This is a genomic window from Micromonospora sp. 4G55, from assembly GCF_016803375.1.
In genome coordinates this window covers 1-4,961 of sequence record NZ_JAEVHN010000468.1, presented here as the reverse complement: position 1 = coordinate 4,961, position 4,961 = coordinate 1, and the positions used below count along the sequence as shown (strand labels likewise).

At 71.0% G+C, this 4,961-nt stretch carries 4 protein-coding genes, 1 tRNA gene and 1 pseudogene; 3 read left to right on the top strand and 3 right to left on the bottom strand.

All coding sequences use genetic code 11. The features are described 5' to 3' along the window. A pseudogene (locus JNW89_RS27540) lies at positions 1-318 on the top strand (transposase family protein); the annotation flags it as partial. A gap of 49 nt (positions 319-367) precedes the next feature. Here JNW89_RS27540 and JNW89_RS27535 read toward each other — a convergent pair. Continuing rightward, entirely contained in the window at positions 368-973 is a 606-nt protein-coding gene (locus JNW89_RS27535) for a hypothetical protein (protein WP_238451272.1), read from the bottom strand. A gap of 60 nt (positions 974-1,033) precedes the next feature. Between JNW89_RS27535 and JNW89_RS27530 the strand changes: the two genes are divergently transcribed. Continuing rightward, a complete protein-coding gene (locus JNW89_RS27530) occupies positions 1,034-1,663 on the top strand; it encodes a tyrosine-type recombinase/integrase (RefSeq protein WP_238451271.1) in 630 nt (209 codons plus the stop codon). A gap of 17 nt (positions 1,664-1,680) precedes the next feature. On the opposite strand, the gene JNW89_RS27525 is transcribed toward JNW89_RS27530, so the two are convergent. Continuing rightward, a tRNA-Thr gene (locus tag JNW89_RS27525) sits at positions 1,681-1,753 on the bottom strand. A 131-nt stretch (positions 1,754-1,884) separates the two neighbouring features. On the opposite strand from JNW89_RS27525, the gene JNW89_RS27520 reads away from it, so the two are divergent. Then, the gene (locus JNW89_RS27520; RefSeq protein ID WP_238451270.1) at positions 1,885-3,624 is read left to right on the top strand and encodes a metallophosphoesterase; all 1,740 of its coding nucleotides are present in this window, start codon (positions 1,885-1,887) and stop codon (positions 3,622-3,624) included. A 112-nt stretch (positions 3,625-3,736) separates the two neighbouring features. On the opposite strand, the gene JNW89_RS27515 is transcribed toward JNW89_RS27520, so the two are convergent. Further along, positions 3,737-4,576 carry a regulatory iron-sulfur-containing complex subunit RicT gene (locus JNW89_RS27515; RefSeq protein ID WP_238451269.1) on the bottom strand — a complete coding sequence of 280 codons (840 nt, stop codon included), beginning with the start codon at positions 4,574-4,576 and terminating at the stop codon, positions 3,737-3,739. Positions 4,577-4,961 lie beyond the last annotated feature (385 nt).

Genomic DNA, 4,961 nt, shown 5'->3' with positions numbered 1-4,961 from the left:
ACCGCAACGACACCATCGTCTACCGCACCTCTGGCATCGACCAGAAGCTGAACGGGCGGCCGGTCATGGCCGACGGCGGCTACCGCGGCAACCCCGACGTGACTCATCCCGTACCGCAAGAACCGCGACGGCAGCCCACTGCCGGACTGGAAGCAGGAGCTCAACGCCCAACACCGCACGGTCCGCGCCCAGGTCGAACACGCCCTGGCCAGGATGAAGTGCTGGAAGATCTTGCGCGACTACCGCCGCGCTGCCAGCACATTGACCGACACCGCTTCAGCCATCGCCCATCTCCACAACATCGCCCTCGTCAGGTGAGCACCGACCCGGTCACGGACAACGCCTTCACTGAGTTACGAGACGTCCCTTAGGTTGCGGATCTCTTCGTACAGGTCGTCCGCCGCGCTCGCCCCTCGATATGGCTCGGCGGGGAGCATCGCGGCGAACCTGTCGAGCCGCTCTTGATCCAGGAGATTTGGCGGTCCGCTGGCAGATCGAGGATCGGCCGGATGGCGGCAGCAGCGGAGTCGAGGTCCCCGACTTGCAGGAAGTCGGTTCCTTGGTAGACGTGGGCTAGGGCCTCGTCGTCCAAGGACCTGCTTTCCGGGGGCTCCTCCTCCCAAAGTGCGATTGCCCGTCCCGCCTCTCGGGCAGCTCGTTCCGCGTCGGACCCACCCGCCAGCCAAATCAAGCTGCTTCCCGCGTAGTAATGTTGCTTAGCGACGGAGAAGCTGAAGAGGCCATCCACGGAGTCCGTGCTGGCAAGCTTCTCCCGTTCCGTCTGAGCTAAGTCAAGGGTGCGGTTCGCGCCTGTGGAGTCGCCGAGATTGGCGTGGCACTGAGCCACGCCACAGAGCAGCCGTATCCGGCCGGTGCCCCTTGCCTTGTAGCGCAGTCCGTCGTGCACGTAGTCCAGGGCGTGGGCGTAGTCGCCCTGAAAACGCGCGATCAGGCTTTGGGTGCCGCGGTCCACGCGCGCAGCTCGTTGTCTCCGGCGTGTTCCGCACAGGTCCAAGTAGCCTCCGCGTGGGTCATGGCTGCGTCGGCGCTCCCCAGGTCGAGGGCGGCGTATGCCAGTACGCCTTGCAGCCTGCCCAGCAGGAGGTGGGGTGAGGCGTCGGCGCTGCGGGTGTCGCGGCTGGATCTGCTGCGGCGTCGGGTGACGGTGGCCGTGGCGTTCGCGGAGGTTGGCGGGGAGCTGGTCGAGGGGACGCCGAAGAACCATCAGCGCCGGTCGGTGCCGATTCCCCGGTTCCTCGTCGACGAGCTGGCCGCGCACGTCGCCGGGAAGCGTCGGGACGCGCTGGTGTTCACCGCGCCGAACGGCGGGCCGCTGCGCAACACGAACTTCCGGTCGCGGGTCTTCGCGCCGGCGGCAGCGTCGGTCGGGCTGGCCGGGCTGACTCCGCACGACCCGCGGCACACGGCGGCGAGTCTGGCGGTGGCGGCGGGCGCCAACGTCAAGGCGGTCCAGCGGATGCTCGGGCACGCCTCGGCGTCGATGACGCTGGACGTGTACGCGGGCCTGTTCGGTGACGACCTGGACGCCGTTGCCAACCGGCTGGACGAGGCGGTCGCTGCGCGGGATGCGGACTATTTGCGGACTGCCAGGGCCAGCGGCGGCGTGATCGACCTCGGAAAACGGCGAAGCCCAGGTCTGTGACCTGGGCTTCTGTACCGAGCGCCTGACGGAATCGAACCGTCGACCTACGCATTACGAGTGCGTCGCTCTAGCCGACTGAGCTAAGGCGGCAACGATCGTCAAGTGTACGGCACGGCCCGCCCACCGGCCGAGGGGGTTCCCCACCCGGGAACCCGGACATCGGACGCGATCGGTCGTTCGCCGGACAGCGGTAGCGGCTCGTCGGCGCTACGCTCCGGCGGGTGAGCGACGATCAACCCACGTCCGGCTCCGACGTTCCCGCCGAGCACGCCCCCGGCGAGCGGGCGGCCCGCCGGCCGCTCAGCCTCGACCCGGTGGAGCTGGGCTTCACCCCGCGTAAGCCGGTGCCCTGGTTGGCGCCGTTCCTGCTGATCAGCACCGGCATCCGGACGCTGCTGGCGATGCTGTTCGGGGCGTACCTGGACAAGCGGGAGCTGCAGAACGCGCTGGATTCGAAGATCGCGCGGCAGGTCGGGCCGGACGGCGGGCTCTGGCTGGACTACGTGGCCGACCTGGGCGACGGCTTCAACGCCACCTACTCGGTGGCGTACCTGCTCGCGCAGCGCGAGCTGGAGGTGGACGGGCACCGGCTGCCCCGCGCCCAGACCCTGGTGATGGGGGGCGATCAGGTCTACCCGTCGGCCGCGTACGAGGCGTACGAGGACCGGTGCAAGGGGCCGTACCAGGCCGCGCTGCCGGTGGCGCCGCCCGAGCGGCCGACGCTCTTCGCCGTACCGGGCAACCACGACTGGTACGACGGCCTGACCGCCTTCCTGCGCCTGTTCGTCCGGTCCCGGGACCGGCACTTCGGCGGCTGGGGCACCGGGCAGTCCCGCTCGTACTTCGCGGTGGAGCTGCCGGCCGACTGGTGGCTGCTCGGCCTCGACGACCAGTCCGGGTCGTACCTGGACGACCCGCAGCTCGCCTACTTCGACGAGGTGGCCCGCCGGCTGGGCCCGCAGAGCAAGATCATCCTGGCGGTGCCGGCGCCGACGTGGGTCAAGTCCGTCGACCACCCCACCGCGTACGACTCGATCGACTACTTCATCCGGACGATCCTCGCCCCCACCGGCGCGCACGTACGGCTGCTCATCTCCGGCGACCTGCACCACTATGCCCGGTACGCCGGCCCGGAGCGGCAGCTCATCACCTGCGGGGGCGGCGGGGCGTACCTGTACCCGACGCACAAGCTCCCGGAGCGGATCGAGGTGCCGCCGAAGGACACCCTGTCCCGCCGGGCCAGCGCCACCCGCCCGTACGACCTGGTCGCCCGCTACCCGGAGGCGGCCCGTTCCCGGCGGTACGGCTGGGGGATCTTCCCCCGGCTGCCGTTCCGGAACCCGGGCTTCACCACCCTGCTCGGGGCGCTGCACACGCTGCTCATGCTGGCCATGGCCGGGGTGACGGCGAACCGGACGGGCAGCACCGAGCAGCGGCTGTTCAGCGTTCCGCTGGTGATCATGCTGGGGGTGACGCTGCTCGGGGCGGCCTTCTTCGCCAAGCCACCGAGCGCCGGCGGGAAACGGCACGTCCGGCACTGGATCCTCGGGGTGAGCCACGGGCTGGCGCAGGTGGGGCTCGCCGCCGCCGGCACCTGGGCCTGGCTGGCACTCCCCTTCTACGACTGGCCCTGGCCGCTGCCGGCGGTCGCCGCGGCGGTCGTCTACGGCCCGGTGATCGGTCTGGTGTCCAGCCAGGTGGTGGCGGCGTACCTGCTGGTGGCGGGGTCGTTCGGGGTGAACCTCAACGAACTCTTCGCCGGCCAGGGCATCGAGGACTCGAAGTCGTTCCTGCGGATGCGGATCGACCCCGACGGCGCGCTGACCATCTACCCCATCGCCGTCGACCGGGTGTCCCGGGACTGGCAGCTGAACCCCGACCAGTCCCCCACCGCCTCCTGGCTCACCCCCAAGTCCACCCTCACCCCCCGCCTGGCCGAACCCCCGATCACCCTCGACTGACGGCGTCGATCAAGAAGTTTGCGTCACGATCCAGGCTCCGGCAGACGCAAACTTCTTGATCACCGGCCGAGGCCGGGGCGGCGTAGGGCCGGGAGCGAGGGTGAGGACGGGATCAGGCGGAATAGTGCTGGTCGTGGGCCTGGCGGGGGGCGCAGACCGAGGCGCGGGAGCAGGAGCAGCGGGAGCCGTCGGCGTCCAGCCGTACCGTGACCGTGTCCCGGGGGACGCTGTGGCCGACCACCTTGCCGTCGCCCTCCGGGGTGGAGACCCGGCTGCCGACCGGCGGGGCGGACTCCTGGAAGCGCTGGTAGAGCGGGTGCTCGTACTTCAGGCAGCACATCAGCCGGCCGCAGGCGCCGGAGATCCGCAGCGGGTTGAGCGGCAGGTCCTGGTCCTTCGCCATCCGGATGGTCACCGGCTCGAAGTCGTTGAGGAAGGTGGCGCAGCACAGGTCGCGACCGCAGGAGCCGATGCCGCCCTGCACCCGCGCCGAGTCCCGGGCGGAGAGCTGGCGCAGCTCGACCCGGCAGTGCAGGGTCGCACCCAGGTCGCGGACCAGGGAGCGGAAGTCCACCCGGTGCGGGGCGGTGAAGTAGACGGTGGTCCGGTCGCCACCGGCGTCGCCCTCGCCCAGCACGTGGTCCACGGCGACGACCTTCATCGGCAGCCCGTGCTCCCGGATCAGCCGCTTGGCGGCCACCTTCGCCTCGGCCTTGCGCCGGCGCAGCAACTCGTCGCGGCGCAGGTCCTCCTCCTGGGCCAGCCCGGCCAGCTTCGGGAAGCCGTCGGTCTCCTCCGACACCCACTGCGCCGCCCAGACGCACTCGGCCACCTCGGGCCCGTCGTCGGTCGGGACCAGCACCCGGTCGCCGACCTGCGGCCGCAGCTCACCCGGGTCGAGGTAGTAGAGGCGCCCGTACCGGTTGAAGCTGACCGCGCAGAGCATGCCCATGCGGTCCACCCTACGACGGACGACCGGCGCTGGCCCGGCCACCCGTCGCCGAGCGGTTACCCCGTGCAGTCATCCACGATCGTCGACTCGTTCCCTTGGGCCTCGCCCGGACGGCTGAATCGGGCCCCGGAGCGGGACAAACGCCCGGGCGGAGGCGTTGAGTGGAGGCAGACCTGCGGGGGGTGCAGGGAATGGCCACGGCGCCGCTGCCGGGCGCCGGTCCAGGCCGGGCGCCGCGCGCGGCGCGTGGACCACCCGGTCAGCGACCCACCCGGGTGGTGCCGTCGTAGCGGACCGGGCCGCCGGCCGACGCCCGCCAGGTCGACTCGGCCAGGCTCGGCGACCACTGGCGCAGCAGCGTCTCCGCCCCCGTCGTACGCCACCC

What these genes read in the sequence shown, in the direction of transcription:
- JNW89_RS27530 (WP_238451271.1), top strand. Translation starts at nt 1,034, where the DNA reads ATGGCTGCGTCGGCGCTCCCCAGGTCGAGGGCGGCGTATGCCAGTACG.
- JNW89_RS27515 (WP_238451269.1), bottom strand. Translation starts at nt 4,576, where the DNA reads ATGGGCATGCTCTGCGCGGTCAGCTTCAACCGGTACGGGCGCCTCTAC.